Below are 21,643 nucleotides of genomic sequence, written 5' to 3' on the forward strand. Positions count from 1 at the left end.
GCACGAGCGCTCGCCGATGAGGCGCCGCGAGGTCCTCGCCGCCCTGGCCGCCGCCGCGGTCGCGCGGCCCGCCGTCGCGCAGCCCGCCAAGGTCCTGCGCTTCATCCCGGAAAGCGACGTCGCGGTGATCGACCCGATCTGGACGACGGCGACCGTGACGCGCAACCACGGCTACCTCGTCTTCGACACCCTCTACGGCCAGACCGCGGGCTACGAGTTCCAGCCGCAGATGGTCGAGGGCCACGCCGTCGAGGCGGATGGCCGCCTCTGGCGCCTGACCCTGCGCGAGGGCCTGCGCTTCCACGACGGCGCGCCGGTGCTGGCGCGCGACGTGGTGGCGAGCGTGCGCCGCTTCGCCGCCCGCGACGCCTTCGGCCGGGCGCTGATCGACGCCACCGACGAACTCGCGGCGACCTCCGACCGCGTCGTGCAGTTCCGCCTCAAGCGGCCGTTCCCGCTGCTGCCCGCGGCTCTGGGCAAGACCGGTACCTCGATGCCCTGCATCATGCCGGAGCGCCTGGCGAAGACCGACCCGAACACGCAGGTCACCGAGATGGTCGGCTCGGGCCCGTTCCGCTTCAAGGCGGACGAGCGCGTCCCGGGGGCGCTCACCGTCTACGAGCGCTTCGACGGCTACGTGCCCCGCCCGGACGGCGCGGCGAGCTTCACCGCCGGACCGAAGCGGGCCCATTTCGAGCGGATCGAGTGGCGGATCGTGCCCGACGCCTCCACCGCCGCGAGCGCGCTGGCGGCCGGCGAGGTCGACTGGTGGCAGAACCCGACGCCGGACCTGCAGGCGCTGCTCAGGAGCAGATCGGGGATCCGGCTGGAGGTGCTCGATCCGGCCGGCGGCATCGGCTGCCTGCGCTTCAACCACCTGCATCCGCCCTTCGACAATCCCGCGATCCGCCGGGCGCTGCTCGGCGCCATCGACCAGACCGAGTTCATGAGCGCGGTCGCGGGCGACGAGCGCGCCTTGTGGAAGGACCATGTCGGCGTCTTCAGCCCCGAGGCGCCGATGGCGACGCGCGCGGGCACCGACGGGCTGGTCGGCCCCCGCGACTACGCCGCGGTCAGGCGCTCCCTGGCGGAGGCCGGCTACCGGGGCGAGCGCGTCGTCATGCTCGACCCGACCGATTACCCGGCCACCCATCCCCTGGCCCTCGTCGCGGCCGAAGCCTTCCAGAAATGCGGGCTCGCCGTGGACCTCGTCGCGATGGACTGGGGGACCCTGGTGCAGCGCCGGGCGAGCCGCCAGCCCCCGGACAAGGGCGGCTGGAGCACCTTCGTCACCTACCTGAACGGCACCAACAACTTCGATCCCGCCGGCCAGCTCGGCATCCGCGGCAACGGCGACCAGGCCTGGTTCGGATGGCCCCGCGCGCCCCGTCTCGAGGAGCTGCGCGCCGCGTGGTTCACCGCGCCCGATTCTGCGGCGCAGAAGGCGATCTGCGCCGAGATCCAGCGACAGTTCTTCATCGACGTGCCGTACCTGCCGCTCGGCGCCTATTACGAGGCGACGGCCTATCGGGGCCTGACGGGCGTGCGCAACGGCTTCCCGCAATTCTACGACGTCAGGCCGGCCTAGAGCGCTCTCCACCGAAGTGGATACCGGTCCGGCGCACGAGAGCGCGTCGAAACAGAGGCTTAGAGCCGCGCCCGGTCCGTACGTGGCGCGCCATCCTTCGCCGGGCCGGACCGTCGCCCCGGCGCGCGGCGCCCCGAGGACACCGGAACCGATGCACGTCGCCGTCCGGCCTTTCGCGGCCGCGGCGATGCGGGCGCGGTGGCGCGCGCTACATCGGTGCCATGCGGACTGCGCCAGCCTTCTCCTCCCGCCACCTCGACCGCCTCGGCGACCGCCTGACGGCCGATGTCGACAGCGGCGCGATCGCCGGGGCCGACATGCTCGTCGGCGGCGCGGACGGGGCGATCTGGCGACGCACCGTCGGCTACCGCGACCGCGTCGCGCGCGCGCCCCTCGGGCCCGACGCGCTCTGGCGCATCTACTCCATGACCAAGGTCGTCGTCTCCGCCGCTACCATGGTGCTCGCCGAGCGCGGCGCCCTGCGCCTCGATCAGCCCGTGGCGGCGTTCATTCCCGCCTTCGAGCACCTGTCGGTGCTCGATCCGGACGGCGGCCTCAGGCCCGCCAGGGCCAGGCCGACCGTTCAGGATCTCCTGCGCCACACCGCCGGGATCGCCTACGGCTATCTCGGCGACGGGCCGGCGCGGCGCGCCTACGCGGCCGACGGCCTGCTCGCCGAGGATCTCGACAACGCGGCGTTCGCCGACCGGATCGCCCGCCTGCCGCTGGAGCACGAGCCCGGCACGGTGTGGCACTACTCGCACGCCACCGACGTGCTCGGCCGCGTCCTGGAGATCTCGGGCGGCGCGGATCTGCAGCGGGTCCTCGACGCGACCGTGCTCGAGCCGCTCGGCATGGCCGACACGCTGTTCCAGATCTCGGCCGCGATGGGATCACGCGTCGCGCAGCCGCTGCCGCAAGCACCGGGGCAGCGCCCTGTCTTTCACGATCCGGCGCAGCCGCGGCGCGGCCAGAGGGGCAATGGCGGCCTCGTATCGAGCACGGCGGACTGCGCCCGCTTCCTGCGCATGCTTCTCGCCGGCGGCAGTCTCGACGGCGCGCGCGTCCTGGCGCCGGCCAGCGTGCGACTCATGACCTCGGATCATCTCGGGGCGGCGATCGCGAAGGCCGCCTACTATCCGCCGGGGCCGGGCTACGGCTTCGGGCTCGGCGTGGCGGTCCGCCTCGCGGCGGGCGAGGCGCCGTTCCCCGGCAATGTCGGCGACTGGTTCTGGAGCGGCGTCGGAGGCACATACTTCTGGGTTGACCCTGTAGAGGGGTTCTTCGCGCTCCTGATGATGCAGACCTCCTCGGCCGACCAGCGCCAGCACTACCGCACGCTGACCCGCACCATGGTCTACGCCGCCGTGGAAGACCGTCGACTGTCCGAGACGTCTCCCTGAGGGACAAGGTCCGCCCGACGCATGTCTACGCCGGCGGCACGACCGAATCCGGAGCGGTCATGGCGCGGACTCCTGCCGCGCCGCCTGGACAAGGCGGTCGCCGTCCTCGCGCAGGAGCAGGCGATCCCGAACCAGCGCGTCCACGGACTTGGTCACGGCAGCCAGGTAGGCATTCGGATCCGGGTAGCGCTCCTCCAGCGAGGGCCGCGGATCCCCGTTGGCCTCCCGCTCCGCCCGGGTCCGGGCGAACGGAAGCTGGCTCCCCTCCCGGTCGCAGAGGGCCCCCGCCGGGAAGGGATCGGCGTAGAGATTCCAGCCCGTGAAGGTCGCGCGCGGTGCGGCGACGGCCGGCAGGCGAATGCCTGCCACGTCGTTGCCATCCGCGTCGACGCGGGGCACGAGCGGCCGGTACTGCGGCCCGCTCTCGGGCTTGGGATCGACGTAGGTGCTGAAGCGGGCGATCGTGTTCGGGGCGGTCGGGACCGGCACACCGACGATGAAGGGATAGCCGGCCTCGGCCGGCTCCACCAGCGTGCCATCCGACAGGCGCGGGATCCGGCTGTCGGGCGGGGGCGTGCCGAGCGTCACCCAGTCCTCGAGTGCGACGAGAAGCGCCCGGAGGGCAGGCGCCGGATTGAGGGTGCTGCGCATGTTGGCGCAGGGGCCTCTGCTAGAGGTCAATCCGGCGCGCCCGTAGTGGAAGCCGCTCGAGACCAAGTAGACGCGTGTCGTGTCGGGCAAGGCCAGGTCGGTGCGGCCCAGGGGATCCGTCGCCAGCAGCGAGGCACCCTTCTGCCAGTACTCGGTGCCGGTGTTCACCTCGATCAGCAACGGGTCGAAGCCGTCGTCGCGCAGCAGCGCGCCAGTCCGTCCCGTCACCGGGTCGTGCTGAGCCGCCGCGGAGAACGGGAAGGCATTCTCCGGATAGAGATGGTCCTCGTGCTGCGTGTTGGTGCGGGACGGTTGGCCGAAGCGCGCGTTCAGGAAGACGCCGCCGATCCCCGCGATGTGCGACAGCACGCCGTCGAAGACCCGGCGCCCGGCCTCGTCGCGATTGAAGCCCTGGGCGATGAAGTCGCGCAGGTACCGCCCGCTCTGGGAGATGCCGAGCGCGACCGCGTGCCGGATCGCTCCGTCCGCCGGGTTGGCGCCACCGGCGGCATCGCCGCGCAGGTAGGCGACCACGTCGCGCGTCGCGGCGAAGCCGATGCCGAGCACCTTCGGCTCGGTGGCGCGGTAGGTGAACTGGTAGATCGAGCCCGGCAGCGGCTTCGTTCCCTTGGGCAGGAGCTCGAGTTGCCGCGGCGACGCGTAGTGCCACGCCTCCTCCGGAACCGGCCGAGGCGGGTCGGCCTCCCGGCGGCGCACGGTCAGCTGCGTGCCGGCCTTGTCCTGGCTGGCCGCTTTGAAGGTGAGATAGAAGGGCGCCTCCGGCGGCCCGCGCGTCGCGCTCACGAGTTCGTCCCGCACGATCTCCACGATCGGCTTGCCGTTCCTGGAGGCGACCGGCACGTCGATGGCCATGCCGCCCTGCTGGCGCAGCGCGTCCGCCTCCCAGCCCGACCAGACGATCGTGTCGCCGCGACGCAGGACGAGGCCGGTTCCGGCGTCGACGGCGTTGCGCGGATCGTTGACAGCCTGGGCCCCTTGGGCCGGCGCGTCCAGCACCCAGTTGAAGAGGAACTTGCGGCCGCGGTTCAGCACCTCGAACAGCAGCGTACCGCTGCCGCGGGCAGGGTCCTTCGGGCGCAGGATGAACAGGTCGGTCCTGTATTCGACCATGCCGCGCGCATTGCGCGGCGCCAACGCGATGTCGACGATGCCGGCATTGGCCGGATCTGCCGGATCGAGCTCGCCGCGGGCGGCACCGACGACCCGCTCGTACGCGCCGGCAGGTCCGAATTCAGCGCCGTCGGCGAACGGCTCGACGGTGACGACCTCGATCTGAGTGATCCGCGCCTGTGTCGGCGTGACGCCGAGCGCGCAGCCGAGCGCGCCGGCAAGAACCCAACCGGTCCGCATGGTCCCCCCTCCCGCGCGGCTCGTTCTCCTGGCCGACCGTGTCAGCAAACACAGATGGAACGGGCCGTCGAGCGCGCTGCCCGCGAAGGCATTGCGTTCCCGGACCGCCTGTCAGCCGGTCTCGGGAGGCCCCCGGGCGGGCAAGGCGAGCATCCGCGAGGGGCAGCCTAGCGAGGCGCGAAGATCGTCACGTTGCTGTTGATCTGGTAGGCGGCCGTCGGCTTCGTGTTGACCAACCGCAGATAGATCGGGCTCTCGCCGAGGATCGCGCCGAACGCCCGTGTCACCTTGAGCGGGAAGCAGCGTGCCAGCACAGCGGATGCCGCCTCCTCGTAGCGACGGTGCGCGTCCTGGTCGCCGACCAGTCGCCGCGCGGTGATGAGCGGCTTGCCCCGGATGGCACCCGTCTTGTCGAGGCCGAACCGGTAGGCAATCAGGGATCCCTCCGTGCCGGGCGGCACCGTCCAGCACGCCGCCATAGCCTCGCGGAACTCAGCCCAGTTGTTGACGGGCGCGACCTGAGATCGCGCCGGCAGATCTGACAGAACAGAGACGGCTGCTGCGAGCAGCAGCGTGGCAAACGGTTTTGCCAAGGGCACCTCCGCGATGACCGCCGTATCTCCGAAGTATTCTGCTCGAACAGGGCCGCGATCTCGTTGCCGCGGCTTCAGCTCGTCGCCGACAGGGGAGGATGTGCCGTCGACCCCGATGCCAGTGACCCGGGCCGATCCCGGGGCGTGTTCGACGTCGCGGACCCACCATCGACGCGCCCGGATTCGCTCACTGACGCGGTGCCGGCGCGGGGTTCTGCGGCGACGCCCCCGGCTGTGCGGGTGCCTGCGGGATCGAGTTCTGAGGCGGAGGCGGCGGCTGCTGACCGGTGCTGGCCGGCGCCTGATCGTTCTGCAGGGTCTGGTTCGCCTGAGTCTGGATCTTGTCGGCCGTCTGCTGGCTGATGACTCCGTAGGAGACCGCAGCGGCGAGCGCGACGGCGATAACGGCTCCGATGATGGTCTTGGTCAGCTTGGGCGGCATCGTTGCGTCCTCCACGATCAAAGTCAGTCCGACGGCGGCTCCCGGTCAGATGACATAGGCGGCAACCGTGCCTGAGGTAGTTCCCCGGCCCGGATCAGCAGCCGCCCGGCCTCTGAGATCGGGGGGTCTGCCGGGACCGGAGCCGTCGGGCCCGAAATGCGGCCAGTGCCCGGGCTGGTGAGGGAAGGCGCGTCGCCGCGGCGATCAGGGCGGACTACCCGAGGGAGAAGGATCTCCAGCGCGCGCCGGCGCCGTCGGAACCCGACCCTGCCACCGGGTTGCAATCGGTTAAAGAACGGTTAAGCTTCTACGTAGGTAATACGGGGGAGCGGTCATGAAACCAATCTATCCGCAGCGTGAGGACGGTCTGCGTGTCCCGCAATCGACCGCGATCACAGTTTTCCCTCAGCACGAAGACGAGATCCTCCAGGAACAGATGCGGCGGCAGCACAATGCGCGTGCCCGCCACCGTTCGGCGCGCCGCCATCTCGCCGCGCGGGCCCATAGCTGAGGGCACGGCCATGCTCGAACCATTGCTCTTCATCGGCCTCATCATCGCCGCTGCGGCTGCCGCGACCCGAATCGGGATCGCCGCCGCGGCACCGATGGCGCCGTCGCGCCTCGACGCGTGGGACGGACGCGCCGACGCGGACGCCTGAATCGGCAGCGTCCTCCCGACAGCACCGTCGTCGCGCCCGCGGACGGGCGGGCTGGACCCCAGGCGTCGCCGAGCGCCGCGCCCGTCTTCCCGGGTTGTCGGGTCCCCGCCGCGGAGGCTCACGGGGGCGGCGCGTCGGAGACCGTGGCGGTGTCGCCTGAGACACCGATCGTCGCCTATGAGCCAGTCGATCCGTCGGCGATCCGTCCCGACGCGAAGGTCTCCGTCACCGCCGAGCGGGACGGCGGCAAACTGACGGCGCTCCGGGCCGGCGGGGGCGGGGACGGCCTCACGCGGACGTTGTGGCCGACAATGTGGCCGGTGGCGGCCGGTCGCCGCGCGGTCATCGCTTCGCGGCGCATCCCGGAGGCGTGCCGGCGATCGCACGTGGCGCCGTGGATCGCTCACCGAGAACGGCGTCTCAACTGATTTTGTGCAATCCGACGCAATAATCGAAGCAATAACGGCGCAATCCAGCTTGGCCATATGACCGTCCTGGGACAGCCGATTTACGGCTGCACGGATGAGGCAACCACCGATGGCCACCAAGATGATGACCAAGGGCATGACCGTCACCGACCACATCGTGGCTTGGTCGATGCGGACTGGCTTGGCGCTCGCCGTCCTCCAGCTCGCCCTGACCGCGGCGCTGCCGACGCACTTCGTCTGATCCGCCGAGAGTGATGCCTGCTGGGAGGGGTGTGGGGATGGCTCGGGTTCGGGATAGGCGGAGTGTCGGCAGCGTGGCGCTGCGAGGCCTGTTGACCGCGGTGTTCCTGGTGGCCGCCGGCATGAAGTTCGCCGCTGTGCCGTTCGAGGTCGAGGGCTTCGTCCGCTTCGGCTACCCGCTGTGGTTCATGGACGTGGTCGGCGCCCTGCAACTCCTCGGCGCGGTGCTCCTCTGGACGCCCGGTTGCGTCGCCCTCGGCGCCTGTCTGCTCGCCGTGCTCATGGCCGGCGCGGTCGGCAGCCATCTCCTCGCGGGCGACCCCGTTCTGATGCCGCTTCCCGCCTTCGTGCTTCTCATCCTGCTGGGCGGCGTCGCTCACGCGCGCCGGTCCGAGCTTCTGCCGTCCGGCAGCGACACGGAGATGCGGCAGGCCTGACCGTTCCGACAGGGCGGATTCGGCCATTCACGTCCGCGCGGGGGCGCAGTGGGGGCGCAGTGGGGGACCAGTGGGGGCTTCTCGGTTCGAGCCTTGATCGGCGAGGCCGCGAGCGGAGTGACGGGCACGCGGCAGTCCGGACACCACGCCCTGGCCGCCGCGGCTCGGTGCCAGCGACGTGGAAATCGTCCCCGGGCGCCGATCGATCTGCGGCGACGGTCACGCATGTCTGCCGTGCCGACACGGGTGTGGCGACCATCGCGAACCGCCGTTAAGCCCTCCGGCCCTACCGGCGACGCGGTACATGCGCCGGGCCTGGCCCATTGGGACCCCCATGAGAAAGTTGCTCGCGTTCGCCGTGGCCGTCGTCGTGTGCGCGGGTCCCGTGCTCGCCCTGGCCGATCAGCCGGCTCGGGATTGCGACCGGGACCCCGAGACGACGGGCGCGTTGCCCGGTGATCCCCGCAGTCTGTACCTGCCTGGCGAGCGACCGGTGAAGGCCGACCGAGACCCGCCAGAGGCCAGTTGGCAGGACGAGGCCCGAGAGACGTCCGAGCAGCGCAGGCGCGATCTGCTCGCCTGCGGCGTGGACTGAGGCGGGTGGCCGATCACCGCGACGGAAGGATCGGCGGCGTCAGCGTCAGCCTAGGACATCTTCGGTCCCCCGCCGGTGACGATCCCCTAACCGGGCCCAGGCACCGTGATGGCGGGCCGCGTTGCGTATCGGCTCACGGGTGATGACACCGGACGCGCTCCCGCCCCGTGACGGAATCGGTGGCGCAGGACGGCCGATGCTTGGGGGGCCTGCACGCATGAGGGACGAGCCGGACCAGACGCTCTCGGACGAGGAGCTGGACCGTCTGGCGCGCGAGCTGTTCGCCGAGGTCCGCGGCGAGTACTCGGAAGCGAAAGTGGAGCGGGCCCTGAAGACCGCCGGTGAGGTCGCCGGGGAAGTGCTTCCCGGGATACCGGACTGGCTGCTCGACGGTAGCGACGACGCCAGCGCCGGCGACAGCGGGACCTGAACCTCGCCGTGATGCGTCCCAGCATGCGCCGGCGCGGCTCTCCCGCGCCGGCGCACGCTGGGCTGGCCACCGTCAATGCGGCACGGACCCTACGCCCCGCGCCGCCAGCACAGCCCCCAGCGCGCCGGCCAGCCCCTCCGGTGTGAACGGTTTGCGCAGGTAGCGAGCGCCCATCGGCATCTGCTCCTCGGCGGGCCAAGCCACACCCGACACGATCAGGATCGCCAGTTCGGGCCAGCGCGCCGCGACGGCTTTGGCCAGGGTGAAGCCACTCAAGGGCTCGCCTGCCAAGTCCACGTCCGCGACCATGGCCACAAGTTCGGGACGGGCCGCCAGATGAGCCTGGGCGGCTTCGACAGTGGCGGCCTCCGCGACTTCGTATCCCGCGTCGCGAAGGGCTGCAGCCGCATCCATGAGCTGCACGGGATTGTCCTCGACAATCAGCACAGCGCGTTGCGACGCGACGGCGTCTGCCATCCTGGATCTCCACACTTCGTCGCCGCAGTAACGCAGCGGACCCCGATTGCGTCCCACGCAAACCTGTCCGATGGGGACCGGGTTCGGGGCGATCACGCGCCGAACCCCTCGCACCGAGAGTGCCGGGTGCCGCGGAACCTGCTCGGCCTCCTGGCGGAACGGCACTGCAGGCGCCCGACCAATCCGGCATCGCTCACCGACACGTCACCACGGCGGTCTTCCGTGAAGCGAGGGCACCTGCCCGGCGCCCGCAGGGATCGGACTCTTCGCGTGGTGGTCGGCGCGCTAGACCCGAATCTCCTCGATGGCGAGTCCACCGGCCCGGAGATGGTCGGGGATATCGGAATGATCGTAATACCCCGCCTCGTGGGCCATGGCGTCCAGGGCAGCGAGCGGGTCAGGCGCCGACCCCGTCCAGAGGATGGCGCCCGTCACCTCGTGCCGGATCTGAAACACCTTCACCGCTAGCCTCCCATGTTCAATGGCCGCGCAAGCGTAGCGTGAGTTCCGGGATCCGGAGCCTACCTACATCGGTCAGGATCCGGGGGCCCGGATTCGCTGCCGCGGCGTGGCGCATCTGCAGGGCTTGGCGGTCCGGGGCAGGTGACGTTCGCCCGAGGTCACGTCATCTTCCTCCTGCGCATCGCCATGAGCTCGGCTTCGAGCCCGTAGCGACCTTCGGAACACAGGCGGACGAGCTGCCTGAAGTAGCCGCCTGGGTTCTTGATGCGGATCTCACCCCGGCGCACGTCGTCGTCGTGGAGCTGCGCGACGATCAGCACGAGCACCGAGGCCCGGAACGGACCGAGGGCTTCGCAAGCCTCGCTCCAGGCCGACGGATGCGCGCCGATCCCGCCCCGCATCAGCCGGCCGATCTCGATGACATCCGCTTCCGTTCTGAGGGTGACGCCGAATTCGGCAGCGACAGGGCAAGCAGCCGCGACGAGTGACGGTTCGGGCCTACGGGTCGGCTCAGGCTCCTTCTCGGGAGTCTTTGCACAAGGATCGGTAGGAGATCCGGTGTCTTGTTCTAAGTGACGGCCGGAATTGCCGGCAGAGGCGGCTTGATAGAAACGATCCTCCGCCATGACTTGCAGTTCTCCCCAGGCGTCGAGGACGACGTCAGGGGCCACGCCGGAAGCGCGTCTCCTCGGCGTGCTGCGCTCCAGGGCCTCCTGCGCCGCGAGCAGATCGGCGGCATCCGTGGCCGGGAAGCGGGCGCGCAAGGCGGCGAGGGCCTCCGACACCGCGCGGCGACGAACGGTCAGGAGATCGAACGCGCGGCTTCGCTGAGCGTCCCTCGCGGTGGCTTCCATGATCGCGGTCGCCCATTCTCCCTTCCGGGCGACGATGGGAGTCAGGTCGAAACCGTACGCGTCGATGACGGCGCCGCCCGGCCCGCGGATGGCGAAACGCTTGCCGTTCGCGCTGTCCCGAGGTGTGATGACCTCCAGGGCCACCAGGTCGCGCAGGCCGTAGCGGAGCGCGCGCTCCGACAGCCCGGTCATCCCGCACAGGTGCTCGTTCGAGGGCCACACCACCAAGCGTTCCCAATCCTGCTCACCCCACACGGCGCAGAGCGCCGAGAGGATCGAACGCAGGGCAGGGCGCAGGTTCAGGGCCTTGGCCGCGTCCCGGCCCGCGGCCGAGAGCTCCCTGCGCGAGACCGTCCGCCCGTCTTCGAGCGCACGTCTCCGGCCGGCGAGCGCGGCGCGCGTGAGCGGCCGGCCACCGGAATGAACTGTCTCCACCTCGTCCGCCTCCTCTCAGGAGGCAAAGCGGGACCGTTCACCCCGAAGGGTGTTCTTGACGACGGCCTGGGGGAGGGGGCATAAAGGGGGTGCGAATCGCCTGTCGCGCCCCATCCCAGGGTATGTCAGGTCCAAAGGCCTCGAGGTTCCCGCCTCGGGGCCTTCTGCTTTGCCCGTTACATCATGCCGACTTCTCCTCGAAGGCAGACGCGAGCGCCCACTCGATCGCCTCGGTACGGCTCCTGAACCGACCGTTCTGGATCGCCTGGTCGATGACGGCCTTGACCGACGGCTTCAGCCACACGTTCTGCTGGGTCATGCCCTTCTGCTTCAGAGCCTCCCTGCGACGTGTCTGACGGCGCGTGTCCGCCGCCTTCAGCTCAGCCAGCCGTTCCTCTGCGGTCATCGGTCCCCGCCCGATTCTGCCAACGTGACTGTTCATGTGGACCGATTCTGCAAAGTGAGTCCAGCGGCGACCCGGATTCGTACGGGGATGGGTGAGTTTGTTAAGGGCGACCTGTTCCGCGGCGGCCCGGAGACCGCGCCGAGAGCCTCCGCGGCGAGGATGCCAGACGCGGCGCTGCGCAATGGTCGGTGACGCCACGGCCGACCTTCCTGCGACACGGGCGGCGCGTGGAGGCGGAGCGTCCGTCGAGGTGCCCGGGGATGATCTCTGGCTCGGACCGGGACGAGCGGCCTGCTGCGGCGGCAGCGACCGGGACGGGCCCGAACCTTCCCGAAGCGCGGGCTGAACCGCGGCGTTGTCCATCGACGATGGCGGCCGCGTGGTGCAGTCGCTGCTCGCGACACACTCGTGCGACTTGAAGCGCGATGGGGGAGGGCGTCCCGCGGCGGTTTCGCGGTCGCGATAGGGGCCGAGACGGCTTTGCCGGCCTGCGCCTGGCCTTTCCCCGGCCTTCGAGCGTGTCGCGCGCCCGACCTCGTCTCTCTGCCCGGGCTATCCGTCCGACAAGGATGGTCGAGCCGTCGAGGTTCGACACCGGCCAGGACGGCGGGGGACCGTTCCCAGGTCGTCGCCCGTCGGGAATCGCCCCAGGGCGGAGCGCGGATGGGCACCTGACTCAACCATGCAGGGGCCGTCGAGCGTGGAGAAACCGCCCTCGGTCAGGATGCCCGTCTCAGGCGAGATGCGCGACGAGCAAGGCCCGGGCGCGGCTCACCCGGCTCTTCACGGTCCCGGTCTGACAGCCCATCACCTCCGCGGCGGCCTCGTAGGTCAGGCCTTGGGCCCCCACGAGGAGCAGGGCCTCACGCTGCAGATCCGGCAGCTTGCCGATATGGGACCAGACGATCTGCAGATCGGACCCGTGCTCCTGGGCTGCGGGCGCCGTGAGCTGCGCCGCGGCGGCACCGTTCACGTCCTCGATCTCGCGCTTTCGCTTGCGGCACTCGGTGTAGAACTGGTTGCGCAGGATGGTGCAGAGCCACGCCTTCAGGTTCGAACCTGGGATGAACAGGTCCTGGCGCGCCCAGGCTCGGAGCACAGTCTCCTGGACCAGATCGTCGGCGCGCGAGGCATCGCCGACGAGCGAGAGGGCGAAGGCGCGCAGGCCGGGCAGCGTTTCGGTCAGGCCCTCGCGAAACGCGGTGGCATCGTCCTGGCGCGGCCCCTCCAGCGCTGCATCGAGCCGCGCGACGAGGTCCAGCAGACGCGGCGGTGTCTGTGCCCGTGTCACGGCCTCGTAGGCGGCGCGCAGCTGCAGGCCGAGATGATCCCGCACACCGGTGGGCAGAATCGCGGGTTCCGGAGGGTCCTGTCGGCTCGGCCGATCGACTCCGCCGTCTTGAGCAACCAGCGTGTCCGTCAACTCACGTCCTCTCAAAGCGCTCGCCGCACGAACCGATCTCGGGCCGCCGTGAATCCCGCCGGACGAACCGGCGATCTGCAGCGGGCCATCCGGCGGGAGTGGCCCGACCACGCGCGTCATCGAGCGTCCACCCCTCCAGATAGGACCCGCCACCTGACTGTACAGTGAACATCTAACCCCGCAAGCGGCGGATCGTTCTCCGCGGCCTACGCGTTGGGGCACGCTTCCGTCCCTGGGGGGCGGACATGTTGAACCGAGAAGGAGCCGAAGATCATCGCGCGCGCAGGTGAACCCCGACGTGGTCTGAGGCCGAGCGAGGAACAACGGATCGAGGTGAACGAGTCACGTCGGCGAGAGGCGCGCGTTCGCCGTCAGACTGCGAGCTGCGGGGGCGGGGCGGCTGTTGCCGGCCAAGTGAGGATCTATTGGGCAGCGTCGATGCCTCAGAATGTCGAATACTGGATCACGGACAGGCCGGACGGCCACTTCGACGTTGTTGTCAAGCTCGAGTCCGGCAAAATCTTTCGCCGCAGCGGGTGCATCTCGCGGGCCGAGGCCGATACGTGGATCGAGGGATTGCGAATGCTGATGGCGGCGATCGGCGCGCCCGTATCGGCCGCCGACGTGACGTCTGACGACCCATCGCCCCTCGGATCACAGACGGTGGACGGTGCGGATCACTCCACCTCCTGAGCTGCGGGGGCGGTCGTCTCCAGGCTGGAGCCGTCCCGCGCGCCTCGCGCATCCGAACGATCCGGGCCCTGAGAGCGTCGACGGCCTACGCCTCGTTGCCCGCAGGCTCCGCGCTCCGATCGCCGAACAGGATCTCGTGGGTGATCGGGTCGTAGAAGCGCATCACGTTCCGGACGAACGCTCTCGGCTCGATCGCCAGCGCCTCGGCCCACGCGCGGTACCGATCCGGAGGAATACGACCGCGCCCGGTCTCCAGCTGCGAGATGAAGGTGTAGTAATCCGCACCGACAAGAGCTGCGAGCTGTCGTTGCGACAGGCCGCGCGCCTCCCGCAGTTCCTTCAGATACCGTCCCCCCTCCCGACGCAGCTCCAGCACCTCCTCGGAGTCCAGGCGTTGCTGATGGGCATACACGGGGTTTCACCTTCCTGCCGACCGAAGCCACGCGGCGCGGCGCTTATACAGCAAACACCATATAGCTGGGACGGAGCCGCGCTGTCCAGATGCGCGGCGGCACCCGTCGTCCCCGCGTCCTCCCCGAACGGATCCCGTTGCTTGGCAACTACCTGAATAGCGCTATCATCCTGTAAGGAACGATTTGGAGAATGGCGCCGGATGCCCCACTACCGGTGCATGTCTCTGGATAGCGGCCCATGAAAGTCGAGTATCGCACGTACGATTGCCGCTCGCGGATCTGAGCGCCCGAGGGTCACTGACGCGAGCAGCACGGGAATCTGAGCCATCGGGTATCGCCGATCGTGCCGATCGATCGCAGGAAGAGGGCAGAATGGGCGATCCTTCGCTGCAATCGGCATTGACCATCGGCCTGCGCTCGCTCCGGCCGGTCCTGACGACCGCCGTGGTGTTCGGGCTCTTCATCAATCTGCTGCTGTTCGTCAGCCCGCTCTACATGCTCCAGATCTACGACCGCGTGATCCCCAGCCGGAGTGAGACGACCCTGGCTGGGATCACGCTGATCGCGGCGTTCGGCCTGGCCGTCTACGCGATGCTGGAGATGCTGCGCGCCCGCCTCCTGGTGCGCGGCGGTGTGGTGTTCGATCAGAAAATCGCCACGCCGATCTTCGATGCCGCCCATCGCGGCACCTTGCTCAGGCCCGGCGCGCAGCACGATACGGCGCTGCGCGACGTGGACGTCCTGCGGGAGTTCCTGACCGGCGCCGGCATGCTGGCGTTCTGCGATCTGCCCTGGATACCGATCTTCCTGCTCGCCTGCTTCATCCTCCATCCCTGGTTCGGCTGGATGGCGCTGGTGGGCGGCGGCACGATCCTCGGCCTCACGCTGCTCAACGAGGTCGCCACCCGTCGGACGCTCGACGCCGCCAGTCAGGCCTCGCGCGAAGCGGGGCAGAGCGCAGCCACGGTCTTTCGGAATGGGGAGGTGCTGCAGGCCATGGGCATGGTCGCGTCCATGCGCGGGCTCTGGGGGCGCCGCCACGACGACGTCCTGCTCCTCCAGGCGCGGGCCAGCGATCGCGCGGGCCTGATCGTCGCGGCCACGAAGTTCGTCCGCATGCTGCTGCAGACCCTGGTGCTGGGCATCGGCGCGTATCTGGCGATTCACCGCGAGATCTCGGCCGGGTCGATGATCGCCGCGTCCATCATCATCGGCCGCACCCTCGCGCCGATCGAGGCGGTCGTCGGCAACTGGAAGGGGTTCACGGCGGCGCGGGCGAGCTACCGGCGATTGGTCGATCTCGTGGCCGTCGCCGGCTCGGAGACGCGCCGCCTCGTCCTGCCGCGGCCGCGCGGCCTGATCGAGGCCGAAGACATCTCGGTGGCGGCCCCCGGCGCGACGAGCCCCATCCTCAAGGCTGTGAGCGTCCGGCTCGAGCCCGGCAGCGTCGTGGGGATCATCGGCCCGAGTGCCGCCGGCAAATCGACGCTCGTTCGCGCGCTCACCGGGGTCTGGCCCTTGCTGGAAGGCACGGTGCGCATCGACGGGGCCGACCTGAACCACTGGGACTGGGCCCTGCTCGGGCAGCATGTCGGTTATCTGCCTCAGGACGTCGAGCTGTTCGACGGGACCGTCGCGCAGAACATCGCGCGCTTCGCCGACCGGGACGACGCGCGCGTCATCGAGGTTGCCCAGCGGGCTGGCTGTCACGCGCTGATCCAGTCGCTTCCGGAGGGCTACAATACGGTCATCGGTCGGGGGGGACACGGGCTGTCAGGCGGTCAGCGGCAGCGCATCGCTCTAGCCCGCGCGCTCTACGGCGAGCCGAGCCTGGTCGTGCTCGACGAGCCCAATGCGAGTCTCGACCAGCCCGGCGAGGCGGCACTGATGCGCGCCGTCGCGGACCTGAAGCGATCCGGGACGACGGTGGTGCTGGTGACCCACAAGGTGAGCCTGCTGGAGGAGGCCGACCGTATCCTGCTCATGAGCGAGGGCCGCGTGCAGCTCTCCGGCACGCCCGAGCAGGTCCTCGCCCACGTCACCGGCCAGCGGCCCGTCCCGACCCTGGTGCCGCCCGTCGGCCCCGCGGCATCCCAGAGCCGCCGCAGCTCCGACGAACAGCGGAGCGCGGGATAAGCGATGACCGTCACGCGCGCCGCGATCCCGAGCCCGTCCCCCGTGCGAAGAAGGTCCGATCGGGACCGGTCGGGCTCCGCCGACCTGACGAACTGGCGCGCGTACGCCGTCGCCGGCTACGCGCTCATCGTCGCGACGTTCGGGGTGGTCGGCACCTGGGCCGCCGTCGCGCGCCTCGACCGGGCGGTCATCAGTCCCGGGGTGGTGGTCGCGGAAGGCAGCCGCAAAGTGGTGCAGCATCTTGAAGGCGGCATCGTCCAGGAGGTGCTGGTCCGGGACGGCCAGGCGGTTCGCGCGGGCGACGTCCTGCTACGCATCGATCCCGTGCAATCGCGAGCCAGCAACGATCTGCTCCGCGGCCAGCTCGACGGGGCCCTGATCCTCGAAGCGCGCCTCCGCGCGGAGCAGGGCCAGGCGCAGGATCTGCTCCTGCCGCCGGAGATCGCGGAGCGGCGCGCCGAGCCGGCCGTCGCCGGCCTGATCGACGACCAGGCCAGCCAGCTGTCGGAGCGCCGCGCGTCCTTCCAGGCGCAGCTCGGCCTCATCGAGGCGCGGGTCACGCAGCTGAAGACGGAGATTTCCGGGCTGGCGGTCGAGAAGGCCTCGGGCGAGCAGCAGGTCGCGCTGATCCAGCAGGAGCTGGAGGGCCTGCGCGGCCTCCAGGAGAAGAACCTCATCCCGCTCTCGCGCGTCCTGATGATGGAGCGCGAGCACGCGCGCCTCCGAGGCGTGATCGGACGGTCCGTGGCGGAGACCGCCAAGGCGCAGAACGGCATCAACGAGGCGGGGATGCAGACCGCGCAGCTCAAGCAGAAGCTGCAGGAATCGCTGACCGCGCAGCTCCTCGACACGCGCCAGAAGATCGCCGAACTGCGCGAGAAGCTCATCGTGGCCCGGGATGTCCTCCGTCGGCACGAGGTCCGGGCGTCGCACCAGGGCGTCATCCAGGGATTGAAGGTCTACACGATCGGCCAGGTGGTCCGCTCGGGTGAGCCGCTGATGGAGATCGTTCCGACGACCGACCGGCTCGTGATCAGCGTGCAGTTCGCGCCGAACGATCTCGAGGCGGTTCATGCCGGCATGCGGGCCGAGGTGAAGTTTCCGGCTTTTCAGACGCGCCGCATGTCGGCGATCTTCGGGACGTTGACGATGGTCTCCCGCGACCGCCTGATCGACGACGGCACCAAGCAGGCCTATTTCGCCGGCACCGTGGAGATCGACGACCATCAACTCCCGGACGACGTACGACCACGTCTCCTGGCGGGCCTGCCCGCCGAGGTCGTCGTCTCGGCCGGCGAGCGCACGGCGCTCGACTATCTGGTGGCGCCGTTCTTCGATGCTCTGGGACGCAGTTTCCATGAACGATAGAGTCCGCTTCTCGGTCACTGTGCGGACGTGAGGTCCTGATGGGCGCGGTCATCTCGTTCTTCCGACCCGCAACGACGTGCCAGGGCGGCTGGTCGCAGCAGGAGCTCGCGGAATTCTACCGCGTCGAGGCCGCGCTGATCCGAGCCGGCCTGCAGATCGGCAGCGAGCAGGGCCTGAGCGACGAGGCGGATCCCTGGTTCGTCTTCTGCCGGCCGGATGGCGACGCCGTCATGCATTTCGCCAGGATCGACGGCAGCTACGTCATCGCGTCCGATGTCTTGGACAGCCCGATGCGAGGCAGCGACTTCCGCGCCCTCATCAACGAGATCGCCCGACGCTATCCCGAGCTTCTCCCGATCCCGCAGGATGCCCGCGGGACGAAGCTCTCGGTTCACCCGGCGGCGCTGCTCGCGGCTCTCGTCGCGGCTGCGGCCCTGAGCCTGTCGCCCGACGACGCCCGCGCGGATGACGGGGAGCGATCGACCGTGAGCGAGGCGCAGCCCCCTCACGCGGGCCACGCGCAACAGCACGGGCCGTCCGAAGCGCGCGACACGGGCGATGCCGATGAGCGCGACGGCCACCGTAAGCAGGTCGGGCTGATCGTGTTCTCGGCCATGGTCTTCGCGGCGGATGCCCTCGTCGACCACCCCGCACAGGGTATCGAGGCGACATCATACCTCGGCGCGCGGGGCGCCAGCAGCGCCGTCCCGGGTGACCAGGGCAGCCTGTCGCCGACGACGGGTGGAGCGGCGAGCCCCGTCCAGTCGGAAGGTCCGCTCGGCACCGGCCGCCACGAAGGTGCCGCGAGCGGCGCGGCCGGTCTCGTAACGGCCGAGTCGGCTGCGGTCGCTTCCGCCCGATCTGACGCCGCCGATTTCGGGCTCATCGGCTTCAGAGACCCGGCCTTCGGCCATGGGCCGACCCGGGCAGGCGCGGAATCCGGATTTCAGCCGCTCGCGCGCGGCGCCGAGGCCAGCGCAGCCCTCGCAGCGGGTTCATCGTCGTCTCCGGATTCCAGATCGGACGGTGGCGCCGCGCCATCGGGGGACGCCGCGGCACGGGAACAGGGAGCCCCGTCGTCGAGCGCGACCGGTGAGGCGCCATCGCTGGCCCAGAGCGTCACCCCGACGACCGGTCACGCGGCATCCGAAGCTCCGCCAGCCCCGGTCAACGGGCTCAATGCCGCCGCACAACCCGAGTTGAGACACGCGCAGCTCCCGGTCGAGGAGCGCTCCGGTAGCCCGGACAACGGTCTGCGAATGGACGTCTCGCCGGAGGCAAGGGGACGGCACGACGCGGTCGCGCATGCGGATCCTTCAGGCATCGGCGCAGGTGCATCCGAACGGGAGTTGCACGGCGCGGCCGGCGACCCCAGTGCAGCATCCGATCCGAGCCCGCGTCCAACAGCGGGCCTCGCGCAGGTCCGGGAGGAGGTCACCGATCAGGGCCGCGGTCAAGATGGCGACGGGCCTGGCCGAAGCGCCGATGCGCCAGGCCATCACAAGGACGCGGCGGCCGTTCCACTGGACGCGGCCGGCGGCGCGAGTCCGGATGAACCGCCGGGTCTGGCGCAGGCTCAGACAAGCACTGCCGATCCAGGCTCGACGCGGGCCGGCGAAGGTCCCGGCCGGAGTGCCGCTGCGCCGGGCCACCTCCGGGGCTCGGCGCCGCACGCCCAGGACAACGACGGTCAGGGCACGGACACCGGCACGCAATTGGCGCCGCCCTCAGCCACCGTGCAGGCGAGCGGCGCGGTGGCTGAACACGCTCAGGCCGGCGAAGGCCCCGGCCGGAGCGCCGAGGCACCGGGGCCTCTCCAGGGCCCGGCAGGGCACGCACAGGATGCCGGCAGCCACGGCACGACGGCCACCGATCCCCCCCCCTCAGCACCGGCAGCCAACCTGCAGATCGAGGCCAGAGCCGCCGAACCGGATCACGGGCAGGCTGGCGAGGGACCGGTTCGGAGCGGGGTGGCGCCGGAACATGTCCAAGACACGGCGCCGCACGCCCGGGATGCCGGCCATCACGGCTCGGCCGCCGACACGGATCCGGTCCAACCATCCGCGAGCGCGCAGACGCAGGCGGATGTTGCTGATCCCGGTCACGCGCGGGCCGGCGCTTCACCTGGCCGGAGCGCCGAGGCGCCGGGACATCTTCACGATACGCTACCACCCGCACAGGATAGCCGCGGTCACGGCTCGGCCACCGACGCGGACCCAGGTCCGCCGTCAGCCGGCACGCAGGCGCGCGCTGCCGATCCAGGCCACGGGCAGGACGATCGAAGCGGCGAGCCGCCCGGGCACCTCCAAGACGATGGACCGCACGCACAGGGTCCCGTCGTTCACAGCGCGGCTTCCGACGCGGACCCAATCGCTCCGTCAGCCAGCGCGCTGGCGGGGGTGAGAGCGGACGATCCCGGCCATGCTCAGACCGCCGACGGGCCCGGCCGCAGCGGCGAGGCTGCGGATCACGCCCGAGAGACCGAACCGCATCTGCGGAACTCGGACGGCTCCAACCCGGCAACCGGTGCCAACGCAGGCATCTCGCCGAGCGGCACGCAGGATCGAGCCGTCGAGGCGGATCCCAATCCCGCGAACCTCGACGCGGGCCCGCACCACACAGGTCACGGCACTGCCGTTGCGGCCGCGAACGTCGGCACCCCGGTGGCGTCAGACCAATCGCTCTCGCGCCAGGGATCGGGAGGCTCGACCGGCGTGAGCCGCGATCAAGAACCGTCAGGCGAGCCGAGTCCCCCGACGAGCGGGGGCAGTCATGGTCCGAGACCGGCAGCCAGCATCGGCCCGAACGGCACCATCGAATTCGCGTCCGACAGCAAACCCGGCCCACCGGCCGGACCGAGCCACGCACCGGCGGACAGTGGCGTCCACGGAGACGTCGGCCTGATCGGGGTTTCAGATCACGGCGCCAACGCCCATCACTTTGACCTCCACTCCTGACGGGAAACCGAGGATCCGCGAACGGCAGGCATTCTCGTGAGTTCTCGACGGTGGCGCTCGACCGCCCTGAACTCGACCGGGGAGCGCGAAGCACTCGGACTGACGAAGAGCGGTTCATATCTCGACGCACGCAGCAGAGCGCGCGGGTCGATGATCGGCGTCGCCACATCCAGCACCGCCTCGTCAGACGACGTGGCCGTCGCCATTCGTCCTGCGAGAACGCTCCGCGGTTTCACCGGCCAGGATCGATGCGTCGCCTGTCGGGTGCAGCGTTGCCGACATCCGTCGGATCCTCTGTCTCACGCTTGGAGGGCGAGAGGCTGCTCCGCATGATGGTGAATGTCCAGGCTCGAAGATTGCTACGAGGACGAAAGCGATCCTGACGTATCCAAGCCCTGAGCAGCGTCTCTTGAACCAAGTCCTCAGCCTGATCGGCCGTCTCCGCCATCGACCCCGCGAATCGCTTCAGGTCGGGCAGCAACTCCACGAGGGCTGCCCGGAAACGGTCCGCGTCGAACGCCGGATCCCGATCGGCCGCCGCATTGAGATCCCCTGAGTGCGGACGACGCAGATGGATCTTGTCGGGGCCGGACGCGGCAGGCGGACACTCTGGTCCGCCATCAGGCCTGAAGGACGGCGATCCAGCCCTATCACCGGGGACCGACCGTGAGCGCGTGTCCGGATGGCACGGCATGCGATGCTCGATTCCACACTGACCGGAGGCATTGTACAGCAGCATTATAATAGAGGTTTGCTGTACAGCCCTCAAGGCCGCGCCTTCGGCACAGCGCGGTCGTCGGTGCCGGGCGAACGACGACTGGCCGAGGCGTTCGGCACGACCGGTCGGGAAAGGCTCGGAGCAGGCAGATGTCCGGGATCAGTCAGCCCTCGCGCGACGCGGGGAACCGCCTTCGCGGTTGCGCACGATCTCTCGGCTGATTGGGATGGCCGTGCGGCCGATCGAACGCCCATCACCGAAGGTGACGAGGCTCAGAGAACTTGCACGGGGGCAGAGCGACCGATGAGATCCGGCGCCGGCTCAGTGTGAGCGTGCGCCGTGTCCGGGGGCCGGATCGGTGTTCGTGCTGAGGGAATGGTGATTGCGATGGGCGGGTCTGGCGGCGACCGACTCTCCCGTGTCTTGAGACACAGTACCATGGGCGCTGGCGTGTTTAACGGCCG

23 protein-coding genes are annotated in these 21,643 nt (G+C 70.0%); 13 read left to right on the plus strand and 10 right to left on the minus strand.

Annotated features, from left to right (window positions below; translation table 11 throughout):
• Nucleotides 1–16 precede the first annotated feature (16 nt).
• On the plus strand, nt 17–1,588 hold the full coding sequence (locus ACQKQD_RS29670; RefSeq protein WP_427510373.1) for an ABC transporter substrate-binding protein: 1,572 nt from the start codon (nt 17–19) through the stop codon (nt 1,586–1,588).
• A 221-nt stretch (nt 1,589–1,809) separates the two neighbouring features.
• Entirely contained in the window at nt 1,810–2,991 is a 1,182-nt protein-coding gene (locus tag ACQKQD_RS29675) for a serine hydrolase domain-containing protein (protein WP_427510356.1), read from the plus strand.
• A 57-nt stretch (nt 2,992–3,048) separates the two neighbouring features.
• On the opposite strand, the gene ACQKQD_RS29680 is transcribed toward ACQKQD_RS29675, so the two are convergent.
• From ACQKQD_RS29680 to ACQKQD_RS29690, 3 genes are all read right to left on the minus strand, one after another.
• Nucleotides 3,049–5,013, minus strand: a complete 1,965-nt coding sequence (locus ACQKQD_RS29680) for an alpha/beta hydrolase domain-containing protein (RefSeq protein ID WP_427510357.1) — start codon at nt 5,011–5,013, stop codon at nt 3,049–3,051.
• 167 nt (nt 5,014–5,180) lie between these two features.
• Nucleotides 5,181–5,612 (minus strand): hypothetical protein, encoded by a 432-nt coding sequence (locus ACQKQD_RS29685; RefSeq protein WP_234083319.1) that lies wholly within the window; start codon nt 5,610–5,612, stop codon nt 5,181–5,183.
• A gap of 181 nt (nt 5,613–5,793) precedes the next feature.
• Nucleotides 5,794–6,048, minus strand: coding sequence for a hypothetical protein (locus ACQKQD_RS29690; RefSeq protein WP_026605357.1), 255 nt, complete (start codon nt 6,046–6,048; stop codon nt 5,794–5,796).
• A 334-nt stretch (nt 6,049–6,382) separates the two neighbouring features.
• Here ACQKQD_RS29690 and ACQKQD_RS29695 point away from each other — a divergent pair, with 334 nt between their 5' ends.
• The 7 genes from ACQKQD_RS29695 (at nt 6,383) to ACQKQD_RS29725 (ending at nt 8,837) form a co-directional block, all read left to right on the plus strand.
• Nucleotides 6,383–6,559 (plus strand): hypothetical protein, encoded by a 177-nt coding sequence (locus ACQKQD_RS29695; protein WP_158684253.1) that lies wholly within the window; start codon nt 6,383–6,385, stop codon nt 6,557–6,559.
• A gap of 10 nt (nt 6,560–6,569) precedes the next feature.
• On the plus strand, nt 6,570–6,707 hold the full coding sequence (locus ACQKQD_RS29700; RefSeq protein ID WP_427510358.1) for a hypothetical protein: 138 nt from the start codon (nt 6,570–6,572) through the stop codon (nt 6,705–6,707).
• A 149-nt stretch (nt 6,708–6,856) separates the two neighbouring features.
• A complete protein-coding gene (locus ACQKQD_RS29705; protein ID WP_427510359.1) occupies nt 6,857–7,135 on the plus strand; it encodes a hypothetical protein in 279 nt (92 codons plus the stop codon).
• A gap of 109 nt (nt 7,136–7,244) precedes the next feature.
• The gene (locus ACQKQD_RS29710; protein WP_427510360.1) at nt 7,245–7,376 is read left to right on the plus strand and encodes a hypothetical protein; all 132 of its coding nucleotides are present in this window, start codon (nt 7,245–7,247) and stop codon (nt 7,374–7,376) included.
• 37 nt (nt 7,377–7,413) lie between these two features.
• Nucleotides 7,414–7,812 carry a DoxX family protein gene (locus ACQKQD_RS29715; RefSeq protein ID WP_427510361.1) on the plus strand — a complete coding sequence of 133 codons (399 nt, stop codon included), beginning with the start codon at nt 7,414–7,416 and terminating at the stop codon, nt 7,810–7,812.
• Nucleotides 7,813–8,146: 334 nt separating this feature from the next.
• Nucleotides 8,147–8,407 (plus strand): hypothetical protein, encoded by a 261-nt coding sequence (locus tag ACQKQD_RS29720; RefSeq protein WP_427510362.1) that lies wholly within the window; start codon nt 8,147–8,149, stop codon nt 8,405–8,407.
• Between the two features lie 217 nt (nt 8,408–8,624).
• Nucleotides 8,625–8,837: a hypothetical protein gene (locus ACQKQD_RS29725; protein ID WP_020095911.1), complete on the plus strand. Its 213-nt coding sequence runs from the start codon at nt 8,625–8,627 to the stop codon at nt 8,835–8,837.
• 72 nt (nt 8,838–8,909) lie between these two features.
• Here the strand turns inward: ACQKQD_RS29725 and ACQKQD_RS29730 are convergent, their stop codons facing one another.
• The 5 genes from ACQKQD_RS29730 to ACQKQD_RS29750 all read right to left on the minus strand — a co-directional run bounded on the left by ACQKQD_RS29730 (nt 8,910) and on the right by ACQKQD_RS29750 (nt 12,894).
• The gene (locus ACQKQD_RS29730) at nt 8,910–9,314 is read right to left on the minus strand and encodes a response regulator (protein ID WP_020095910.1); all 405 of its coding nucleotides are present in this window, start codon (nt 9,312–9,314) and stop codon (nt 8,910–8,912) included.
• 285 nt (nt 9,315–9,599) lie between these two features.
• A complete protein-coding gene (locus ACQKQD_RS29735) occupies nt 9,600–9,776 on the minus strand; it encodes a hypothetical protein (RefSeq protein WP_020095909.1) in 177 nt (58 codons plus the stop codon).
• A gap of 158 nt (nt 9,777–9,934) precedes the next feature.
• Nucleotides 9,935–11,065 (minus strand): plasmid replication protein RepC, encoded by a 1,131-nt coding sequence (gene repC / locus ACQKQD_RS29740; protein ID WP_427510363.1) that lies wholly within the window; start codon nt 11,063–11,065, stop codon nt 9,935–9,937.
• A 181-nt stretch (nt 11,066–11,246) separates the two neighbouring features.
• Complete coding sequence (locus ACQKQD_RS29745; RefSeq protein ID WP_020095907.1) at nt 11,247–11,471, minus strand: hypothetical protein; 225 nt, start codon at nt 11,469–11,471, stop codon at nt 11,247–11,249.
• 733 nt (nt 11,472–12,204) lie between these two features.
• On the minus strand, nt 12,205–12,894 hold the full coding sequence (locus ACQKQD_RS29750; protein ID WP_427510364.1) for a sigma-70 family RNA polymerase sigma factor: 690 nt from the start codon (nt 12,892–12,894) through the stop codon (nt 12,205–12,207).
• A gap of 438 nt (nt 12,895–13,332) precedes the next feature.
• On the opposite strand from ACQKQD_RS29750, the gene ACQKQD_RS29755 reads away from it, so the two are divergent.
• The gene (locus ACQKQD_RS29755; protein WP_020095905.1) at nt 13,333–13,587 is read left to right on the plus strand and encodes a hypothetical protein; all 255 of its coding nucleotides are present in this window, start codon (nt 13,333–13,335) and stop codon (nt 13,585–13,587) included.
• A gap of 85 nt (nt 13,588–13,672) precedes the next feature.
• On the opposite strand, the gene ACQKQD_RS29760 is transcribed toward ACQKQD_RS29755, so the two are convergent.
• Nucleotides 13,673–13,999 (minus strand): helix-turn-helix domain-containing protein, encoded by a 327-nt coding sequence (locus tag ACQKQD_RS29760; protein ID WP_427510365.1) that lies wholly within the window; start codon nt 13,997–13,999, stop codon nt 13,673–13,675.
• Nucleotides 14,000–14,372: 373 nt separating this feature from the next.
• Between ACQKQD_RS29760 and ACQKQD_RS29765 the strand changes: the two genes are divergently transcribed.
• From ACQKQD_RS29765 to ACQKQD_RS29775, 3 genes are read left to right on the plus strand one after another with little or no spacing between them, the layout of a single operon-like run.
• On the plus strand, nt 14,373–16,136 hold the full coding sequence (locus ACQKQD_RS29765) for a type I secretion system permease/ATPase (protein WP_427510374.1): 1,764 nt from the start codon (nt 14,373–14,375) through the stop codon (nt 16,134–16,136).
• Nucleotides 16,137–16,139: 3 nt separating this feature from the next.
• Nucleotides 16,140–17,504 carry an HlyD family type I secretion periplasmic adaptor subunit gene (locus ACQKQD_RS29770; RefSeq protein ID WP_427510366.1) on the plus strand — a complete coding sequence of 455 codons (1,365 nt, stop codon included), beginning with the start codon at nt 16,140–16,142 and terminating at the stop codon, nt 17,502–17,504.
• Nucleotides 17,505–17,542: 38 nt separating this feature from the next.
• The gene (locus ACQKQD_RS29775; protein WP_427510367.1) at nt 17,543–20,461 is read left to right on the plus strand and encodes a hypothetical protein; all 2,919 of its coding nucleotides are present in this window, start codon (nt 17,543–17,545) and stop codon (nt 20,459–20,461) included.
• 232 nt (nt 20,462–20,693) lie between these two features.
• Here the strand turns inward: ACQKQD_RS29775 and ACQKQD_RS29780 are convergent, their stop codons facing one another.
• Nucleotides 20,694–21,200: a sigma factor gene (locus ACQKQD_RS29780; RefSeq protein ID WP_427510368.1), complete on the minus strand. Its 507-nt coding sequence runs from the start codon at nt 21,198–21,200 to the stop codon at nt 20,694–20,696.
• Nucleotides 21,201–21,643 lie beyond the last annotated feature (443 nt).

The sequence above is a fragment of the Methylobacterium sp. NPDC080182 genome, assembly GCF_050281105.1.
Taxonomy (GTDB): Bacteria; Pseudomonadota; Alphaproteobacteria; order Rhizobiales; family Beijerinckiaceae; genus Methylobacterium.

Excerpts from the sequence above, each read along its gene's own strand:
- ACQKQD_RS29745 (WP_020095907.1), bottom strand. The coding sequence starts at position 11,471 with ATGACCGCAGAGGAACGGCTGGCTGAGCTGAAGGCGGCGGACACGCGC.
- ACQKQD_RS29700 (WP_427510358.1), top strand. The coding sequence starts at position 6,570 with ATGCTCGAACCATTGCTCTTCATCGGCCTCATCATCGCCGCTGCGGCT.
- ACQKQD_RS29695 (WP_158684253.1), top strand. The coding sequence starts at position 6,383 with ATGAAACCAATCTATCCGCAGCGTGAGGACGGTCTGCGTGTCCCGCAA.
- ACQKQD_RS29715 (WP_427510361.1), top strand. The coding sequence starts at position 7,414 with ATGGCTCGGGTTCGGGATAGGCGGAGTGTCGGCAGCGTGGCGCTGCGA.
- ACQKQD_RS29775 (WP_427510367.1), top strand. The coding sequence starts at position 17,543 with ATGGGCGCGGTCATCTCGTTCTTCCGACCCGCAACGACGTGCCAGGGC.
- ACQKQD_RS29780 (WP_427510368.1), bottom strand. The coding sequence starts at position 21,200 with ATGCTGCTGTACAATGCCTCCGGTCAGTGTGGAATCGAGCATCGCATG.
- ACQKQD_RS29690 (WP_026605357.1), bottom strand. The coding sequence starts at position 6,048 with ATGCCGCCCAAGCTGACCAAGACCATCATCGGAGCCGTTATCGCCGTC.
- ACQKQD_RS29765 (WP_427510374.1), top strand. The coding sequence starts at position 14,373 with ATGGGCGATCCTTCGCTGCAATCGGCATTGACCATCGGCCTGCGCTCG.
- ACQKQD_RS29770 (WP_427510366.1), top strand. The coding sequence starts at position 16,140 with ATGACCGTCACGCGCGCCGCGATCCCGAGCCCGTCCCCCGTGCGAAGA.
- ACQKQD_RS29755 (WP_020095905.1), top strand. The coding sequence starts at position 13,333 with ATGCCTCAGAATGTCGAATACTGGATCACGGACAGGCCGGACGGCCAC.
- ACQKQD_RS29670 (WP_427510373.1), top strand. The coding sequence starts at position 17 with ATGAGGCGCCGCGAGGTCCTCGCCGCCCTGGCCGCCGCCGCGGTCGCG.
- ACQKQD_RS29675 (WP_427510356.1), top strand. The coding sequence starts at position 1,810 with ATGCGGACTGCGCCAGCCTTCTCCTCCCGCCACCTCGACCGCCTCGGC.
- ACQKQD_RS29680 (WP_427510357.1), bottom strand. The coding sequence starts at position 5,013 with ATGCGGACCGGTTGGGTTCTTGCCGGCGCGCTCGGCTGCGCGCTCGGC.
- ACQKQD_RS29730 (WP_020095910.1), bottom strand. The coding sequence starts at position 9,314 with ATGGCAGACGCCGTCGCGTCGCAACGCGCTGTGCTGATTGTCGAGGAC.
- ACQKQD_RS29725 (WP_020095911.1), top strand. The coding sequence starts at position 8,625 with ATGAGGGACGAGCCGGACCAGACGCTCTCGGACGAGGAGCTGGACCGT.
- ACQKQD_RS29710 (WP_427510360.1), top strand. The coding sequence starts at position 7,245 with ATGGCCACCAAGATGATGACCAAGGGCATGACCGTCACCGACCACATC.
- ACQKQD_RS29720 (WP_427510362.1), top strand. The coding sequence starts at position 8,147 with ATGAGAAAGTTGCTCGCGTTCGCCGTGGCCGTCGTCGTGTGCGCGGGT.